Genomic DNA, 18101 nt, shown 5'->3' with positions numbered 1-18101 from the left:
CCCCGCACCGCCGGCCCTGTGCATCGCCGTGCCGATCGCGCGGACCGACACCGCGAGCCTATCCCGCCTCTCGGCTCGCCACGCCTTCCATCCATCGCTCGAACGCGGACACCGCGGCATCGTCGGCACGATCGGCGCTCGTCACCAGCATGTAGTCGTCAGCACGCCATACGGGCGACGCGATCGGACACACGAGGCGCCCCTCGGCGAGATCGCGCCCGATCAGCGGCAACGACGCCAGGGCCACGCCGAGCCCCTCGACGGCCGCGCCGAGCTGAAGATTCACATGATCGAATTCGACATGACGCACGGCGCGCAGATCGGAAGCACCCGCCTCCTGCAACCAGTGCGACCAGGCGGAGCGCGTCGTGGCCGAATGCAGCAGGGTGTGATGGCGCAGGTCGGCCACGCTTTGTATCGGATGCCGGCGCAGCAACGCGGGATTGCAGGCCGGCACGCGCAGGTCGGGCATCAGCGGACGCGATACGACGCCCGCGCCCTGCTCGGGACCGGAACGGACCCCGATATCGAAAGCGTCGGCGACATAGCGCAACTTGCGCGATGTCGTCGATACCCTGACGTCGATGTCGGGGTACCGCGAATGGAAATCGGCGAGCCGCGGCAGCAGCCAGCACAGCGCAAAGCTCATCGGCACATTCACCCGCACGACGCCCGATATCCGGTGCTTGAACGTGTCGTGGCGCAGCCGCCCCACCGCGGTACCGAGGCGCTCGAACACGTGGCTGACGTCATTCAGCAGCGCGGCTCCTTCGTCGGTCAGCACGACACCGCGCGGACGACGGTCGAACAACGGCAGGCCGAACCAGTCCTCCAGCAGCCTGATCTGCTTGCCTACGGCCCAGTGGGTGACATGCAGCTCCAGCGCCGCCCCCGCGAAGCTGCCGTGCCGCGCGACCGCGTCGAACGCGCGCAGCGCATTGAGCGGGGGCAACTCGCCCCGGTGCTTCGCCGTGTCCTGGTTGTCGTTCATGACGTGACTTTTTCTCTCTGTTGACGCAATTTTAGTTCAATTGAAATGGCCGCGACCTCAACCATAAAATTGACACTTCGAGCGCGAAAGCGAAGCCACGAAGGGCTTCCACCGACCGCTCGCACGGAGCGAACGACGATGCGCCTGCCAGATTTTTCCCCGCCCATGATGCGGGAGACCGCGTCACCCCGACGGCGCGTGCTGTGGCTGTCGTGCCTTGCGCACGCCACGCACGATGGCTATACGGACATGATCTACGCGTTGCTGCCCGTGTGGCAGTCGGAATTCGGGCTCGACTTTGCGGCCCTGGCGATCCTGCGCGGCGTCTATGCCGGCACGATGGCGACGCTGCAGTTGTCGGCGGGGCGCCTCGCGCAACACCTGGGCAGCCGCACGACCCTCGCATTCGGCACGCTGCTCGCCGCGCTCGGCTATGCGCTCGCGGGCCTGTCGGGCGGCCTGCTCGGTCTGGGCGTGGCGCTGGCGATTTCGGGCGGCGGATCCAGCACGCAGCATCCGATCGCATCGGGCGCCGTGTCCCGCCTCTATGGACGCGACGCGAGAGGCCCGCTCAGCATCTACAACTTCGCCGGCGATCTGGGGAAATCCGCACTGCCGGCCGCCATTTCGCTGCTCGTGACCCTGATGCCGTGGCGTCACGCGCTATGGATCGTCGCCGGATTGGGCTGCGTCGTGGCCGCCGTCATCGCACTCTGGTTTCCCGCCGTGCCGCGTGGCGCCGACAAGACGGCGGCCAAAGGGCAGGCGTCCGCTCAACGCAGCGGCACCGGCGGAAGCGGATTCACCACGCTGTTTTCCATCGGCGTGCTCGATACGGCGGTACGCATGGGACTGCTTACCTTTCTGCCTTTCCTGCTCAAGGCAAAGGGTGTCTCGCCGCAACTGCTGGGAACGGCGCTTGCACTCGTTTTCATAGGCGGTGCGGCCGGCAAATTCATGTGCGGCTGGCTGGGCGCGCGCCTGGGCATGGTCAGGACGGTGCTGCTCACGGAGGGCGGTACGGCCGCGTGCATCGTCGCGGTGATGTATCTCCCGTTGGCACTTACCATGATGCTGCTGCCGATTCTGGGTATGATGCTCAACGGCACTTCGTCGGTGCTGTACGGAACCGTTCCGGAGATGTCCGCACCCGAGCGTACCGAGCGCGCATTCGCGATTTTCTACACGGGGACGATCGCATCGGGCGCGATCTCGCCCGTTCTCTACGGTTTCCTGGGCGACAGGATCGGTGTGCATGGCGCCACGTATGCGACCGCGTTGACCGCCCTCGCGATCTTTCCGCTCGCCCTCGCACTGCGCCCGCATCTGGCGGATGACTGAACAGGATGAACACCATGACGAACGCTGACTCCCCGACCGTCGCACTCGTCGGTCCGGGCGCAATCGGAACGACCGTCGCCGCGGCCCTTCACGAAGCCGGCCGCACACCGGTGATCTGCGGCCGCTCGGCCCACGCGCAGCTGAAGCTGCGCTTCGACGGCGGCGAGATCGTCGTGCCCGGGCCCGTCCTGACCGATCCGCACGCGGTCAAGGAGCGGTTCGATCTCGTGTTCGTTGCGGTGAAGTCGACGCAGATAGCGAGCGCGGCACCCTGGGTCTCCGCGCTATGCGATGCGAATACCGTCGTCTGCGTGCTGCAAAACGGCGTCGAGCAAAAAGCCGCGTTCGCGCCGTACGCGGCCGGCGCCACGGTCGTGCCGTCGGTCGTCTGGTTTCCGGCGCAGCGCGAATCGGGCGCATCGGTGTGGCTGCGGGGCAAGCCTCGGCTCACGCTGCCCGATACGCCGGCGAGCAACGTGGTGGTCGCCGCGTTGCACGGCACGCGCTGCTCGCCGGAGGTCGCGGAGGATTTCATCTCGCTCGCGTGGCGCAAGCTTTTGCAGAACGCAGTAGCGGGACTGATGGTGCTGACCGGTCGCCGCGCCGGCATGTACGCGCGCGGCGACATCACCGCACTGTCGCTCGCCTACCTGCGGGAATGTCTCGAGGTCGCGCGGGCCGAAGGTGCGAAGCTGGGTGATGAAGTGCCGCAGGAAATCGTCGATGGACTGCATGGCTATCCGCCGGACTTGGGTACGTCCATCCTGGCCGACCGGCAGGGCAACCATCCGCTCGAATGGGACTGCCGGAACGGCGTCGTGCAGCGATACGGACGAACGCACGGCATTCCGACGCCGATCAGCGATCTGGTCGTGCCGCTTCTCGCTGCCGCCAGCGATGGTCCGGGCTAGTCGCAAGGAAACCCAAGCGCATCCGATCGACGCGCGACTCCCCGCCTGACCGGTCATGACATTCGGCCGCAGGTCACTGGCTCGCGCCGCACTGTTTCTCGTCAGCAGCGAAGGGCGCTTCGTCAACGGCATGAACCGGAATGCCGACGGCGGGATGCGCTGCGATGACCTCCCGCCACGACGCTCACTCCGCCGCTCGGTGATACATCGCAACGTAGCGAGCCCGTGCAATCACTTTTCCGTGCATCTGGTATGCAACGAGAGCCGGGCTCGACGTGGCGTTCACGTCGATACCTGGAACCGAGAGCGCCGACGCCGTGACGACGTATCGGTGCGACTCTCCCTGAGGCGGGCAAGGCCCGCCGTATTTCGCCGTCCCGAAATCGGTCAGCGTTTCGATGGCGCCTGCAGGCATCCGCTTCGGATTGCCGGACGCGCCCTTTTCGATCGACGCTTCCGACGCCGGAATATTGACGACGCCCCAATGCGTCCAGCCCAGCCCGCCCGTCGGGGCATCGGGGTCGTGAATGGTCACGACGATGCTCTTCGTTCCGCGAGGAAGATACGACCACGAAATGCGCGGCGAGACGTTTTCGCCATGGCAGCCAAATCCGCCGTAGACCTGTTCGTTCCCGAACCGGCCATGGTTCAGGTCATCGACTTTGACGGAGAACGTTCCCGCGACGGCGATTGTCGGCACGATCGACAAGAGCATCGCGGAGCAGAGGGTCGATCGCGAAAGGGAATTGAATGTCATGGTGTGCTCCGTTGAAAAGGAGGGCGTTTCCGCGGCAGGCAAACGATCCAGCCGAACGAAGCGCGCGGGTTGCCGGCTTCCTTGCGGCAGATACGCCGGGTTGAAACATGAAACAAGCGTTGTACAACCGGCGTTGACGCAAATTGTAGATTTGGATTCCCAACGTCGGTAGCGTCGCCCACGCGTTCACCATGTTGTCTTGATAGCAACAATTGACGACGGGCATGTCTAGAGATTGCGATCGCGACCGTCACGCTGAAGTGGCGGCGGCGCGAGAAGCAGGCATCGCAAACCGGCCGACTGCGTCTCGCGGAGCATTCGCGCGTGCCCGCAATCGGCCGCCGTGCGCGTCTATGACCGGATGATCCGACTCCGTGCGAATCGCCCGGTTGCGTCGAAGAATGCATCCCGGCGAATCAGATAACATACGGGCCGCCACCTTTCCACGATCAAACCGACGGAGCGTTTTCAGTGATTCAACCGACCCCTGTATTCAAGGACAACCTCGCGCAACTGCCGGCCATCGACGGTATCGCACGCATCGATCTCGCCGGCGCGAACGGCGACGTCGTCGCGACCATCGAGAACCAGCCGGGCAAGCAGGGCTCGCTCGCGGTGTACCACTATCTGCAGCAGGCATTCGGCACGCTCGACGCGAAAGCGGCCGAGCATGGCCTCGCCGTGTTCGCCGAACACACGGCCGACGCACGCAACCGCCCGGGCGCGCACCCGAACGTCGATCGTCTGCTGGCGATCGTCGACGGCGGCGAAGCGCTGCGCATCGACGTCGTCGCGAAGGACTGAGTCGTTGGCGGCACGCGTGCGGAACACCGCGATCGTCGCATCCGTATCCGCTTCTCCGGAAACCGCTCGAGTGTCGCGCTTCGGTGCGCTGGCCTCGGGCCGCCGTTTCGCGACGGCAACCACGATCGCCACTGTTGCCTGGGCCGCGCTCGGCGGCACGGCATCGGCCGCCCCGCCGCGGACAGCATCCGATATTGCCGGCGCATCGCTCGTGCCGCTCGGCGTGCTGCCGCATTCACCCGAGAACGGTTCGCTCGATCCGTTTTGCACGCGATATCGCGCGAAGGCGACCACCGCGGCCGGCCGCGAAGTCGCGAAGCGCGACTGGATCGTGACGTCCGAGGCGCCGCTCGGGCGCTACACGGTCGTCACGTTCTCGAGCGGCTTCGGCGCCGGCACGAGCGCGATCTGCTTCGCGCGCAACGGCAACATCGGCGTATTCGACGGCACGACGCTCGTCGCGCTCGGCTATACCGCGCGCAAGGCCGGCTGGCAGCTCGGCTCGGTCGATCGGCTGGAAAACGGCGCGCTGCTGATCTGGGGCGGCGACGGCCCGGCACCGCCCGTCGGCGAGCTGCATGAAGAGAACGGCGGCCTGCGCTTGACCGGCGTCGCCGCCGAAAGCACGCACTGCGGCGGCCGCGCGGTCGTGCCGAACGTATACGGCAAGCCGCTCGACGCGGCACGCAGGATCCTGATCGCGCATGGCTGGCAACCGCTGCCCCCGCGCGAGAAGCCGGAAGCCACGGATGGCGCGGCAACGCTCGCGAAGCACGGCATCATCGAAGCCGAAGCGTGTTCGGGCACCGGGATGGGGTATTGCGCGCCGCGCTACCGGAATGCGGCCGGCGTGCTCGGCGTGACGACGGTCGGCGGCGAGCCGGACAAGCCTTCGGCGAATACCGTGATCGACTACCAGGTCGCGTGTCGCAAGCAGGGGGCGCGCTGATCGCGCGAGCATGATGCCTGTGTCATGCGATCCACACCGTCCGGCCATCGTCCGTTCGCTCGATTGACCGCGCTCACGTGCCCTTCTAAACTGACCTCCCTTTTACGCCGCACCGACAAAAGGGACTGCCATGATCGACTTCTCCACGCTCGCGCTGTTCTCCGGCGCATGTCTCGCGCTGACGGCCACGCCCGGCCCCGACATGCTGCTGATCGCGTCCCGCAGCGTGAGCCAGGGCCGGCGTGCAGGCTTCGCGACGCTCGCGGGCATTCAGGCCGGCACCTACTGCCACGCGCTCGCGGCCGCGCTGGGCTTGTCGCAGCTCTTTGTCGCGGTGCCGCTCGCGTATGACGCCGTGCGCTTCGCAGGCGCCGCGTATCTGCTGTATCTCGCGTGGAAGACCTTCCGTTCGGATGCGACCGCGCTGTCGCCCGTCGCGTCGCCACGCCGCCACTCGACCGCGACGATCTTCCGTCAGGGCCTGACGACGAACCTGCTGAATCCGAAGATGGCGTTGTTCGTGCTCGCGCTGTTTCCGCAGTTCGTGCGCCCCGAGCACGGTTCGATCGCCGCGCAGATTCTCGTGCTCGCGACGGTGTTGAACCTGATCGGGCTCGTCGTGAACGGCGCGGTCATTCTCTCCGCGAGCCGGCTGAGCCGGCGGATCGGCGCGCGCCGCCGGCCGTCGAAACTGCCTCAGTATCTGCTTGGGTCGGTGTTCGTCGGGCTGGCGGCACGGCTTGCGGTGGCAGGGCGAAACTAACTCCGTCATCCGGCCGTGGTGCCTGCCCCACCCTGACACCGGATCGCGTACTTGCCGGACCCGAATTTCCTGAAAGCCGTCGGGTCCTAACGCCGTCTCCGCTATCTCCGACCGCAGCAACAAGGTCTCGAACGTTCCCTCACCGCTGACCAACCGCCTGTGCCCGCATCCGCGGTCGGTCACTGTTCTCGCGAATACATAACATATTTGTTACCGTGTTGAATCATGCTTGTGAGATTCGCTTCTTCAATGAGCGTGTCGAGGTTGGGGTAGCGTCGTTACCCCCGACCTTGCTTGCCCGGTTCCTTGCACTCGCCGACCGCATGGCGCAGTACGGCCCGAATCTGGGCGAGCCCCACACCCGACCGATGGGAAACGGGCTGTACGAAATGCGATTGAAGGGCGCGGAAGGTATCGCCCGGGTGTTTTACCGCGCGATTGTCGGCCGGCGTATCGTCAAGTTCCCCTGTTTCGTGAAGAAGACGCCCAAAACGCCGCGGAAGGAACTGGAAACCGCCCGTCGTCGATTGAAGGAGGTTCGAGATGGCAACGTATAAGGAACTGCGCGAGCGTGCGTTGACCGCTCCCGAGGTGCGCGCCGAATACGAACGGCTGAATCGCGAAGAATTCGCGCTGCTCGACGCGATGCTGGCGGCTCGGCGAGCGGCCGGCTTGTCGCAAGCCGACGTGGCGGAACGGATGGGCACGAAAGCGCCCGCCATTACCCGGCTCGAACGAGCGCTCGCGACGGGCCGGCACTCCCCGTCCATCGATACGCTGCGCAAGTATGCGGCGGCTTGCGGCAAGCAGCTCGTCATCTCGTTTGCCTGAGTCACGCGCCCGCGACACGATCGCTTTCTCCTGCCCTCCTTCAAGCCCTGCATCGCGTCAGCGGACGCGCCGCCGATTCCGTATCGCACTTGCCCGTCAATCGGCCCCGCACCCGCGCGTATCCGCCACCACCCGCAACGCGCCGCTCTCGAGCAAGCTCGCCGGCGTCACCGTGCGGCGGCGCCACGGGATTCGCCCGAAATACCAGATTTTCCAGAAGCCGAGCGGATGATCGGGATTCCGGCGCAGCAGCATGTCGAAGGTCTCGACGTCGCCGAGCACGATCCGCGTCGCATCGCGCACGACTTCGCGCACGAACCGCGAGCAGAACTGCCAGCGCGACGCGAGATTGAAACCCGTGTCGTAGACCACGCCGATCCGGCGCATCGCCGCGTCGACGAGCCGGCGTCGCTGCGCGGCGTCGAGCGGCTGCTTGAGCCGCGCGATCACGCATGCGCCGCGATCGGAACGCGCGAGAAACCGCGACATCGTCGTGACGCGCGACAGCGGGAACGTGCTCTCCGCGATCAGCGTTTCACCGCCGCGCGCGCCGACCACGATGCCGACATGATTCGTCCATGAGCGCGTGGCGCTCGCTACCTCGAGGAACGGCCGCACGGTCACACGAATGAACACGATGTCGCCGATCTCCGGTTCGACCGGCAACGACACATCACGCGTTTCGGGAGAACCGACGAAGAAGAGACGCCGCCGGCCCGCGCCGGGCGAGCGGATCATGAGCGGCTGGCGGCCGGTGTCGACGACCATACGGACCTCGCGCGAGTGGTGATGGCGCGAGCATGTCAGCAGCGGCCGGGCTTCGCATCCGCTTCCTGTGCGAGGGCGGATATTCGCGCCGCCCGGTGGCGGATTCCGATACCGGCGTGAAGCGGCGCGCGGGCGCCGCGGCCTTCAGCGCGTCGCGCCCAGCGCCACGCGCAGCCGCTCCATCAACTGCGTGTAGTGGCGCAGCACGTCGTCCCTCGGCACGACATTCGCCGTCGCGAAACGGTCGGACCACGCGGGCTTCCACTCGTACGAGCCGTGCACGCTGCGATCGCCGTCGGGCGCCTGAATCAGCGAGCGGATCCGCGCGTCGCGGCCCGGGCCCGTATGCACGTCGAACAGCGCGTGGATGTACGTGTGATAGGCGTCGTATACGTCGTCGTCGAACAGGTAGCGGTAGATGTGGAACGTGCGGTCGAGCTCGCGCTTCGCACGGATCACGTCGTCCGGCGAGATGTCCTTCCAGTAGCCGATCCACGTGTAGAAGCACAGCAGCATGTTGAGCTGAGGCGCAACGGCGTCGTACAGCGCGAGCCGCTTCTCGATCAGCCGCTGGTTGGTCCACTGCACGAGTTCGAGCCGCTTCAGCCGGCGCGCGACGAGCCAGCCGAGACACGCGACCGACAACGGCGTCAGCACGCCGAGCACGAGCTTGACGATTTCCAGCGAATTCCACGGATTGTTGATTGGCTGCATGAATGGCCCGACAAGAAGAAACGCATTCACGGCAACGCATGTCCGGCGCGCAGCGCCGCGTGCCCGATCGCGTCAACATTGACCGTTAGTTGCTTGCACATCGAACGTCGCATCACCGCGCCGGCGAGACGGGCGATGCGGCCTGCGTCGCCAGTTTATCCGGCGATTGTCACTGCGCAATGACCATTCGTCGACGGGCACCGTGCGCCCGCGTCGCGCTACGTCGGCAGCGCCGACGTGAGCTTGATCTTCTGCATCGGAATGTCGGTCTTCACGCTGAGCACGCCGGGAATGCGCGTGAGGGTTTCCATCTGGAAGCGCCGGTAGTCGTCGATGTCGGCCGCGACGACGCGCAGCAGGAAATCGCAATCGCCGGCCATCAGGTGGCATTCGACGACTTCCGGCATCTGCTGAACGGCCTCCGAGAAACGGTTCACCGATTCCGCGTCCTGCCCCTTCAGCCACACCCGCGTGAAGATCGTCAGCCCCTTGCCGACCTTCGCGGGATTCAGCACGGCCACGTATTTCTCGATCACACCGGCTTCCTCGAGAAGCCGCACGCGCCGCAGGCACGGCGACGGCGACAGCCCGACCTCGTGCGCGAGCTCCACGTTCTGCATGCGGCCGTCGCGCTGCAGCGCGCTCAGGATGCGGCGATCGATAGCGTCAAGTTTCATTTGGCATCCGATTCCAAAAAATTCTCGCATCGCGCGTTCAATGCCAAATTCTGAGGAAAATCTGGCCACAACGCAACCCGATTCGAGTCAAAAAAGCAGACAATCCCTCCCCCGAAGGAGGAGTCATGAGCAGTAGCGTTTCAACGTCGTCCGGGCTTCGCGACAAGCCCGCCTATGTCGCCGAGATGGGCCGCGGATTGCGCGCGGCGCTGCCCGTCATGCTGGGTTTCGTGCCGTTCGCGCTCGTGCTGGGCGCGCAGGCCGCGCAGAAAGGGCTGAGCCTGTTCGAGGTGCCGATGATGACGGGCCTCAATTTCGGCGGCGGCTCCGAATTCGCGGCGATCCATCTGTGGACGTCGCCGCCGCACATCGCGCTGATCGTCGCGATGTCGTTCCTCGTGAATTCGCGCCACATCCTGATGGGCGCCGCCTTCGCGCCGTACATCCGGCGCCTGCCGCGCCGCCGTGCGTTCGTCGCGCTGTTCTTCATGTGCGACGAGAGCTGGGCGATGTCGCTCGCCGACGCGAGGGCGCGCTCGGCCACGCACATCAGCGTGCCCTATTACGCGGGCATCTGCATGGGGCTCTACCTGACGTGGATCTCGATGACGACGCTCGGCGCGGCCGTCGGCCCGACGATCGGCAACGTCGAGCAGTACGGCTTCGACATGGCGTTCACCGCCGTGTTTCTGGTGCTGCTGCGCGGCATGTGGAAAGGGATGCGTGCGAGCCGGCCGTGGTTCGTGAGCCTCGTCGTCGCGGCGGCCACGCACCTCGCCGTGCCCGGCGCCTGGTACGTCGCGGCAGGGGCATGCGCGGGGCTGGTCGCCGCGCTGCTGTGGGAGCCGCGCGATGCCTGAGCTGCCGGATTTCAGTACCGTCGCGACGATCGTGCTGATGGCGTCGACGACCTATCTGTCGCGCATCCTCGGCTACGTGCTGCTGCGCAACCGCACGCTGAGCCCGCGGATGGCGTCGGTGATGGAGAACGTGCCCGGCTGCGTGCTGATCTCGGTGATCGCGCCGGCCTTCGTGTCGACGCGCCCCGCCGACCTGCTTGCGCTCGCGATCACGCTCGCCGCGGCGACGCGCCTGTCGATCCTGCCGACCGTGATCGTCGGCGTCGTGTCGGCCGGCCTGCTGCGGCACCTGCTCGGCTGAACGGTGCCGGGCCGCCGCGCCGCCCCCCCCCCTCCAACGACGAACGGGCGCGCGATGCGCCCGTTTTCACGTCCGCGCCGGCGTGCGGCGAGCGCGTGACACGACGCTCCTCACGCCGGAGTGCTAGCCTTGTGGCTTGCGCCACGCTGGCGCGGCGCCGTACGCCCCTGTCATTGCCCATCTCCGCGAGGATCGTCCCGATGCAAGAAGCCCGCCCGCTGTTCGACCGTGTCCTGCTCACCAACGACGACGGATTCGACGCCCCCGGCCTGGCAGTACTCGAACAGGTCGCCACGCAACTGGCACGCGAAGTGTGGGTCGTCGCGCCGGCGGAAGACCAGAGCGGCACGTCGCATTCGCTGAGCCTGCACGAACCGCTGCGCGTGCATCGCAAGGGCGAGCGCCGCTTCGCGGGGCGCGGCACGCCCGGCGACTGCGTCGCGATCGCGGTCAGCCACCTGATGAAGGATGCGCGGCCCGACGTCGTGCTGTCCGGCGTGAATCGCGGCGCGAACCTCGGCACCGAAACGGTATTTTCCGGCACGGTCGGCGCGGCGATGACGAGCATGCTCGTCGGCGTGCCGGCCATCGCGCTGAGCCAGGCCTTCGTCGATCGCAACGCGGTGCCATGGAACACGGCGCTCACGCACGCGCCGGACGTCATTCGCCGGCTCGTCGCCGCCGGCTGGGACAGCGATGCGTGCCTCAACGTGAATTTCCCGGCGCGGCCGGCCGACGACGTGCGCGGCCTGAAGGTGACGAACCAGGGCGCCGGCACGCTGCAGGGTGTCGAGATCGTGTCGGGGCGCGATCCGCGCGAGATCGACTATCACTGGCTGAAGCTCGCGCGCGCGCCGCGCGACGACGACGCGGATTCGGAAACCGTCGCGCTCGGCGAAGGGTATGTCGCCGTCACGCCGCTGAAGTTCGAGCGCACGCACGATCAGGCGCTCGCGCGGCTGCGGTCCAGTCTCGGCTGATCGTCCGCGGAAGGCCCCGGCGGTCGCGCGCGACACGCGCGCGTCGCCGCGTCACCGCGTCACGTCAGGTTCAACCCGCCGTCGAGCATCACGATCTCGCCCGTCACGTAATCGGACGCAACGAGCATCGCGACCGTCTGCGCGATGTCGTCCGGCGCCGCCGCGCGGCGCATCGGCGCGCGCTCGCGCCACAGCTGCTGCGCTTCCGTCCAGTCGGCGGTCAGCGGCGTATCGACGAGCCCCGGCGCGACCGCATTGACGCGGATCGCCGGCGCGAGCGTCCGCGCGAGCAGCCGTGTGGTGTGATTGAGCGCGGCCTTCGCGGCCGCATACGGAATCGACGCGCCCTTCGGCCGCACGCCCGCATGCGAGCTGACGTTCACGACGCACCCGGCTCGCCCGTGCGACGCCGCTTCGCGCAGCGCGGCCTCCGCTTCGGCGACGAGCCGGAACGGCGCGATCACGTTGATCTCATGCATCTCGCGCCACACGTCGGGCGTGGCCGCCGCGAGGTCGTCATGCGGAATCACGCGGCTGACGCCCGCGTTGTTGACGAGCACGTCGAGCCGGCCGTGCACGGCCAGCGCGTCGCGGATCAATCGCACGCGCTCGGCATCGTCCGCGAGATCGGCCTGCACGTAGGCCCCGCCGAGTTCGCGCGCCATCGCACGCCCGGTATCGGCCGAACTGCGCGAATGCAGGATCACCGCGTAGCCGTCCGCCGCCAGGCGGCGCGCGACGGCCGCGCCGATCCCCGACGTCGAGCCGGTGACGAGCGCGACCGGCCGGTGCAGGCGCGACGCGCGCGGCGCGGCGGCGGTTTCGGTTTCGGGGGCCGTCTCGGCAATCGGGGCAGACATCGGCGGAAGCGGCGCATCCATGGCGGGGAACCCTGTCAGTGGCGTTCCCGCATCATAAGCGCGACGGGGCACAGAATCGAAGCGCAATCGATCCGCCCCCACGCGCGTGCCGGCCGCGCCAGCCGGTGAGCGGGCGGCACGACCGGCAGCGCCCCATGGCGCCGCCGCGCGCGGCTACTGCACGCCGGTCGTATGGCCGGCCGCCACCAGCGACGGCGCGAGCGCGCTGTTCGGGTCCTGGCCGTTCCACTGGCCGACCCACGTATCGTTCGGCGTCGAGCCCATCACGAAGTCGAGCGTGCCGCCGGCCTTCATCTCGTCATAGGTGATGTACGGCCGGTGCAGCGGCGTGCCGTTCAGGCTGACCGACTGCACGTAGCGATTCACCGACGACGGCGCGCCGCCGCTCGCCGTATGCGCGGTCACCTTGAAGCGCCGCGTCGCACCGAACCTCAACGCCCCGCCCGCCGCGCTTGCCGACGCGACCGGGATATCGATCGTCGCTTCCTCGAACAGCGGCGTGCCGAAGTAGAACACGCCGCCGACCGGATTCAGCGAATAGATGCCGAGCGCGGACAGCACGTACCACGCGGACAACTGGCCGCAATCGTCGTTGCCGGGAATCGCCGCATCGCGCACGCGCCGCGGATCGCTCAGCGCGGCCTTCAGGCTGTCGCCGCTCAGCAACGCGCGATCGCCGGCCGTCAGCGTCAGCGAGTACATGTCGTCCATCACCGTGCGCACGCGGTCCTGAGTCTTCGACGGCATGCCCGCGACGGCGTACAGGTACGGCAGGTGGTTCGCCGGTTCGTTGCCCGCGAAGAACTGGCCGCTGCGGCCGGTCAGGTCCGGAAAGCCCTGGTTGTACTGGAAGGTCAGCGGGTTGGCCGGATCGAACGTGCGGTCGAGCTGCGCGATGAACTGGCGCCTGCCGCCGAGCAGCGCGACGAGGCCGGGGAAGTCGTGGAAGATGTTCCATGTATCGACCCACGCATTCGATTCGGAGAAGTCCGTCTTCTCGGCGGCGGTCGGATCGAAGCCGGCGACCCAGTTGCCTTGCGCATCCTTCGGCTGCGAGAACGTCCAGCCGTTGTTCGGCACCGCGTTGAACACGTTCCGGTAGTTCCGGCTGCGTTGCAGGTACGGCCGGTAGTCGGCCGCACGCTTGCCGGCCGCCTTGCCGACCGCGGCCGTCGCCCAGTCGTCGAACGCATAGTCCTGCGTCGTCGACACCGACGCGTTGTCGCCCGCGAACACATAGCCGCTTTGACGATACTGATCGAAACCGTGCGCGCTCGCGCCCTGCGTGGTCGTCAGCGCGGTCCAGATGTCGTCGATGCCCGCGCTCGTCAGGTGCTTCAGGTACGCATCCGCGATCATCGGAATCGACGGGTGGCCGGCCATCGTGAAGGTTTCCGTTTGCGCCAGCGGCCACACCGGCAGCTCGCCCTTGCCGTTCTGCCGGAACTGCGTGAGCAGCGACTTCACCCAGCCGTCGACGCGCTCGGGCTGCACGAGCGTCATCAACGGCGATTCGGCGCGGAAGGTATCCCACAGCGAGAACGTCGACGAATAGTCGAAGCCCGGGTTCGCATGCTTGCTCGTGGTCGGCGGCGACGTCGTGCCGTCGTTGGCCGAATCCATGCCGACGTAGCTGCCGTCCGCGTTGTTGTAGACCGTCGGTGCGAGCATCGTGCGGTACAGCGACGTGTAGAACATCGTCCGCTGGTCGGCCGTGCCGCCCTTGATCCGGATGCGGTCGAGCGCGGCGTGCCACACGCGCTCGGCCGCACCGCGCACCTGGTCGAACGACTGCGTGCCGACTTCCGCCGCGAGGTTGGCCTGCGCATCCGCGACGCTCGACGGCGAGATGCCGACCTTCACCGTGACCGCGCCGCCGTCGCTGCCGTCGGCGAACGTCAGGTAGGCCTTGAAGCCGTCCGTGCTGAACGCGACGTTCTTCGTATCGAACGGCCTCGAGAAGCGCGCGACGAAATACGTCGGCTTGTGGTTGGCCCAGTTGTTCGTGAACTGCCAGCCGGCGATCGTCCGCGCGTCGACGATCTGGATCCTGCCGCTCGCGGTCGACCCGCCGATGGGGTTGTCGATGCTCACGATCATGCTGCGCTTCTGCGTCGCCGCGGCCGGGAAATACGTGTAGCGATGCACGCCCGCATGCGCGGTCGCCGTCATCTCCGCGAGGATCGTCGCGCCCTGCACGTTCCACGGCGTGTTGCCGCTGCCGACCGGCGCCATCTTCACGCGGTAGTAGCCGGGGCTCGCGGTTTCGTCGTCGTGGCTGAACGATGCGTTGTAGGTGATCGACGCATCGGCCGCGACCTTCGCCAGGGTTGCCTTGTCGACCGGCGCGAGCGTCGGCAGGAACCGTACTTCGCCGCCCGAGCCGATGCCGGTGCCCGACAGGTGCGTATGCGTGAAGCCGGTGATGAACGGATCGTCGTACTGGTAACCCGACGTGCGATCCCAGTTCCACGGCAGCGTATGCGCGCCGCCCGTCGTGTCCGGCCCAAGCTGCACCATCCCGAACGGCACGGTCGCGCCCGGATACACGTGGCCGTGGCCGCGCACGCCGCTCGCCCAGTCCGCGTTGATGTCGAGGTTCGCGGTGCCGATCATCGGATCGACGCTGCGCAGCACCGACCGCTTGCCCGCGCCGCCGTGCTCGCCCTGGTCGTTTTGATCGCCTTGGTCGGTTCGATCGTTCTGGTTGCCCTGCGGGTTCGACATCTGCGCCAACACGCTCGCATCCGTCGAACCCTGGTCGCCCCCGCACCCCGACAACACGGCAAGGCACCCGATACCCACCACATGACGTAGCTTCATCCGTTCGTCCCTCCCTCTCTCTCTTTGCGTCGATCCCGTTGGCAAGGACCGCTCGTTGATCGTCCAGCCTTACTGCGCGCCGGCCGCCTGCGGGAACGACGGCATCGCGGACGCATCGGTGCCCCACGTCGCGGCGTTCGCGTCGGCCGTCATCGAATACGACAGCGTCCCGCCCTGCGCGATATGTTCGAACGGCAGCCATGCGGTCGGGTAAGGTGCGCCGTTCAGCTTCAGCGACTTCACGTAGAACGACGCGCCGTCGCTGGAGCCCGCCCCCGGCGCGGCGATGCGCAGCAGACGGTAGCTGCCGTCCTGCTGCCCGACGCGCACCGTGATCTTCTCGAACTGCGGGCTCGACAGCGCGACGCCGCTCACGCCAGGCACGACCGGATAGAGACCGAGCGCGGCCCACACGTACCAGCCGGAGAGCGCGCCGAGATCGTCGTTGCCGGGCAACCCCGCCGCGCCGGTGCCGAACGCGTTCGCGAGCGACGCGTGCAGCACGCGCTGCGTATGCGACGGTGCGCCGGCCCACGCATAGACCCACGGCACGGCCATCGTCACTTCGTTGCCGACGTAGAAATACGGCTGCACGGTGCCGACGTTCAGGTGCGTGAAGAACGTGTCGAGCCGCTCGACGACCGGTGCGGCGCCGCCCGCCCGCGCGACCACGCCCGCGAGATCGTGCGGCACGTACCACGTGTATTGCTCGGCGTTGCCTTCCATGAAGCCGGAGCCGTCGGTGACCCACGCGCCGGCCGACGTCTTCGGCTGGATCGCCGTCCTGTCGAACAGGTTCCGCCAGTTGCCGCTCGACTTCAGCAGCGCGCCGGCCGTCGCCGTATCGCCGAGTGCCGTCGCGAAGCGCGACACCGCGAAATCGCGCACGGCGTATTCGAGCGTGTTCGACGCGGTCTGGTTGTCGCCGCTGTCCGACGCGGGCACGTAGCCGAGCCGGTCGTAGTCCGCGCGGCTGCCCATCACCGGTGTGCCGGCACACGCGGCGCCGGGCGCCGTGCTGCGCTTCATGATCGACAGCGCGGCCTGCGTATCGAAATTCGTCGCGCCGAATGCATACGCGTTCGCCGCGATGATCGATCCCGCGTCGCCCGGCATCACGGCCGTTTCCGTATTGAAGTATGCCCAGCGCGGGAAGGCGCCGCAGGCCTTCGCGTCGAGCACGAGCGACTGCACGATGTCGCTGGTGCGCACCGGATCGAGCAGCGCCTGCAACTGGATGAACGAGCGGTCGATATCCCAGCCGGAGAAGTTCGCGTACATCGTGCGGCCCCGGTCGACCTGACGTGTCGACGCATCAGGCGCGCCGTTCGACGCATGGAAGTCCGGATACTGGCCGTTCACGTCGTTGAATACATTCGGATGCAGCGACGCGTGATACAGCGCGGTGTAGAACCTGGTCTTGTCGGCATCGCTGCCGCCGGTGACCTGGATCGCGTTCAGGCGGGCGTTCCAGGCGGCGCTCGCCGCGCGGCGCACCTTGTCGAAGTTCCAGCCTGCCCGGCCGTGCATCGCGTTGCCGGGGTTTTCCGCGTCGAGGTTCGCCTTCGCGTTCGCTTCGCTGACGAACGAAATGCCGAGCTTCATCATCACGTCCGGTTGCTTGCGGTCGACATGGAACGTCAACGTCACGGGGCTGTCGTTCGACAACGCGGGCTTCGCCGCGAACGGCTGGCTGAACTCCGCGTAGTAGTAGACGGGCACCGCATGCCCGGCCCAGCAGAATCCGCCGCCCGCGATCGTGCCCGACAGCGCGCGGTCGCCGACCTGGCGGATCGTGTCGCGCGTCGTGCCCTGTGCACGGTTGTTCAGCACGGTCGGATCGATCGCGATCGTCGCCTGCTGGCCCCGCGCGAGTACCGGATACGTGAAGCGCGCGAAGCCGGTGCGCACCGTCGTCGTCAGTTCGGCCTTGATGCCGTTGCCGAGCGTTACGCCGTAGTAGCCGGCCTGCGCGGTTTCGTCCGCGTGGCTGAAGCTGGCCGGCGTGCCGGCATCGCCCGGTGCGAGCTGCGGCATCACGTTCAGGTAGCCGCCATTCGCCCAGCAGCCGGTGCCGCTCAGGTGCAGGATGCTGAATGCGTTGATCGACGTGTCGCCGTACCAGTAGCCGCCGGAGAAGCCGGAGCCGTCGCCCTTGCGGCTGTCGTATTGCGCGGTGGGCGTCATCGGGCTCCACTGCATCATCCCGAACGGGACCGTCGGCCCCGGGAACGTGCCGCCGCCGAGCCCCGAGCCGACCGGGTCGGCCGGCTGATCGGTCGCGTAGTCGGTGCCGATCAGCGGATCGACGTACTGGACGACGCGCATGTCGGCGTTTTTCTTCGATGCTTCGTTGCCGGTGCTGTCATCGTTTTCATTGCGTTGCCCATGCGCCGCGGCCGACAGATTCGACACCGCGACCGACGGCGAATCGCCGTCGCCGCCGCACGAAGCCAGCACAACGCACAGCGCCAGCAGCGCCGCTCGCCACCCCCAGTTCCTCGACATCGCCTGTCTCCGTTTCGTTCTTGAATCAAGCTGTTGGTTCGAACTACTGAGCTTTAGATCAGGAATCTTTTCGTGACTTGTCGCGTACGCGGTCAATCGGTCGAAACTGCCGGACGCATGTATTTATTGCCGCATTCTGAGTGCCCGAAAAGGACGCACCGGCATGTCGACATGCCGGCGCCCAGGAACGGACAACGCGCACAAGCGTGCCCAAATAAACGTGATTTCTCTACCCCGTGTTT

18 protein-coding genes are annotated in these 18101 nt (G+C 67.2%); 10 read left to right on the top strand and 8 right to left on the bottom strand.

The features are described from left to right. Nucleotides 1–58: 58 nt before the first annotated feature. Nucleotides 59–991, bottom strand: a complete 933-nt coding sequence (locus HWX00_RS07420) for a LysR substrate-binding domain-containing protein (protein ID WP_175027039.1) — start codon at nt 989–991, stop codon at nt 59–61. 138 nt (nt 992–1129) lie between these two features. Here HWX00_RS07420 and HWX00_RS07415 point away from each other — a divergent pair, with 138 nt between their 5' ends. Beyond that, nucleotides 1130–2332, top strand: coding sequence for an MFS transporter (locus HWX00_RS07415; protein WP_175027038.1), 1203 nt, complete (start codon nt 1130–1132; stop codon nt 2330–2332). Nucleotides 2333–2346: 14 nt separating this feature from the next. Next, the gene (locus tag HWX00_RS07410; protein WP_034188618.1) at nt 2347–3243 is read left to right on the top strand and encodes an oxidoreductase; all 897 of its coding nucleotides are present in this window, start codon (nt 2347–2349) and stop codon (nt 3241–3243) included. 184 nt (nt 3244–3427) lie between these two features. Here HWX00_RS07410 and HWX00_RS07405 read toward each other — a convergent pair whose 3' ends face one another. Continuing rightward, a complete protein-coding gene (locus tag HWX00_RS07405; RefSeq protein ID WP_034188556.1) occupies nt 3428–4000 on the bottom strand; it encodes a YbhB/YbcL family Raf kinase inhibitor-like protein in 573 nt (190 codons plus the stop codon). A 471-nt stretch (nt 4001–4471) separates the two neighbouring features. On the opposite strand from HWX00_RS07405, the gene HWX00_RS07400 reads away from it, so the two are divergent. From HWX00_RS07400 to HWX00_RS07380, 5 genes are all read left to right on the top strand, one after another. Beyond that, complete coding sequence (locus HWX00_RS07400; protein WP_034188557.1) at nt 4472–4804, top strand: DUF2322 family protein; 333 nt, start codon at nt 4472–4474, stop codon at nt 4802–4804. An 88-nt stretch (nt 4805–4892) separates the two neighbouring features. Continuing rightward, complete coding sequence (locus tag HWX00_RS07395; RefSeq protein ID WP_425129233.1) at nt 4893–5753, top strand: hypothetical protein; 861 nt, start codon at nt 4893–4895, stop codon at nt 5751–5753. A gap of 130 nt (nt 5754–5883) precedes the next feature. Further along, the gene (locus tag HWX00_RS07390) at nt 5884–6516 is read left to right on the top strand and encodes a LysE family translocator (RefSeq protein WP_034188558.1); all 633 of its coding nucleotides are present in this window, start codon (nt 5884–5886) and stop codon (nt 6514–6516) included. A 215-nt stretch (nt 6517–6731) separates the two neighbouring features. Then, entirely contained in the window at nt 6732–7073 is a 342-nt protein-coding gene (locus HWX00_RS07385) for a type II toxin-antitoxin system RelE/ParE family toxin (protein ID WP_175027036.1), read from the top strand. After that, a complete protein-coding gene (locus HWX00_RS07380) occupies nt 7060–7347 on the top strand; it encodes a helix-turn-helix domain-containing protein (protein WP_069704391.1) in 288 nt (95 codons plus the stop codon). The genes HWX00_RS07385 and HWX00_RS07380 overlap by 14 nt, the downstream gene beginning before the upstream one ends. Nucleotides 7348–7443: 96 nt before the next feature. Here HWX00_RS07380 and HWX00_RS07375 read toward each other — a convergent pair whose 3' ends face one another. The 3 genes from HWX00_RS07375 to HWX00_RS07365 all read right to left on the bottom strand — a co-directional run bounded on the left by HWX00_RS07375 (nt 7444) and on the right by HWX00_RS07365 (nt 9506). Further along, nucleotides 7444–8115: a YebB family permuted papain-like enzyme gene (locus HWX00_RS07375; protein ID WP_175027035.1), complete on the bottom strand. Its 672-nt coding sequence runs from the start codon at nt 8113–8115 to the stop codon at nt 7444–7446. A gap of 144 nt (nt 8116–8259) precedes the next feature. Next, entirely contained in the window at nt 8260–8829 is a 570-nt protein-coding gene (locus tag HWX00_RS07370) for a hypothetical protein (RefSeq protein ID WP_034188561.1), read from the bottom strand. A 218-nt stretch (nt 8830–9047) separates the two neighbouring features. Beyond that, a complete protein-coding gene (locus tag HWX00_RS07365; RefSeq protein WP_034188562.1) occupies nt 9048–9506 on the bottom strand; it encodes an Lrp/AsnC family transcriptional regulator in 459 nt (152 codons plus the stop codon). A 125-nt stretch (nt 9507–9631) separates the two neighbouring features. On the opposite strand from HWX00_RS07365, the gene HWX00_RS07360 reads away from it, so the two are divergent. The 3 genes from HWX00_RS07360 to surE all read left to right on the top strand — a co-directional run bounded on the left by HWX00_RS07360 (nt 9632) and on the right by surE (nt 11647). After that, complete coding sequence (locus HWX00_RS07360) at nt 9632–10366, top strand: AzlC family ABC transporter permease (RefSeq protein WP_175027034.1); 735 nt, start codon at nt 9632–9634, stop codon at nt 10364–10366. Continuing rightward, complete coding sequence (locus HWX00_RS07355) at nt 10359–10667, top strand: AzlD family protein (RefSeq protein ID WP_080287849.1); 309 nt, start codon at nt 10359–10361, stop codon at nt 10665–10667. The genes HWX00_RS07360 and HWX00_RS07355 overlap by 8 nt, the downstream gene beginning before the upstream one ends. A gap of 200 nt (nt 10668–10867) precedes the next feature. Further along, nucleotides 10868–11647, top strand: coding sequence for a 5'/3'-nucleotidase SurE (gene surE / locus HWX00_RS07350; RefSeq protein WP_175027033.1), 780 nt, complete (start codon nt 10868–10870; stop codon nt 11645–11647). A 59-nt stretch (nt 11648–11706) separates the two neighbouring features. Here the strand turns inward: surE and HWX00_RS07345 are convergent, their stop codons facing one another. The 3 genes from HWX00_RS07345 to HWX00_RS07335 form a co-directional block, all read right to left on the bottom strand. Beyond that, complete coding sequence (locus HWX00_RS07345; RefSeq protein ID WP_175027032.1) at nt 11707–12528, bottom strand: SDR family NAD(P)-dependent oxidoreductase; 822 nt, start codon at nt 12526–12528, stop codon at nt 11707–11709. Nucleotides 12529–12681: 153 nt separating this feature from the next. Then, nucleotides 12682–15351 (bottom strand): GH92 family glycosyl hydrolase, encoded by a 2670-nt coding sequence (locus HWX00_RS07340; RefSeq protein ID WP_175027031.1) that lies wholly within the window; start codon nt 15349–15351, stop codon nt 12682–12684. Nucleotides 15352–15420: 69 nt separating this feature from the next. Then, entirely contained in the window at nt 15421–17859 is a 2439-nt protein-coding gene (locus HWX00_RS07335) for a GH92 family glycosyl hydrolase (RefSeq protein WP_175027030.1), read from the bottom strand. Nucleotides 17860–18101: the final 242 nt, after the last annotated feature.

It is taken from the genome of Burkholderia seminalis DSM 23518 (assembly GCF_902832885.1).
Lineage (GTDB): Bacteria > Pseudomonadota > Gammaproteobacteria > Burkholderiales > Burkholderiaceae > Burkholderia > Burkholderia seminalis.
This window is presented reverse-complemented; position numbering and strand designations above follow the sequence as displayed.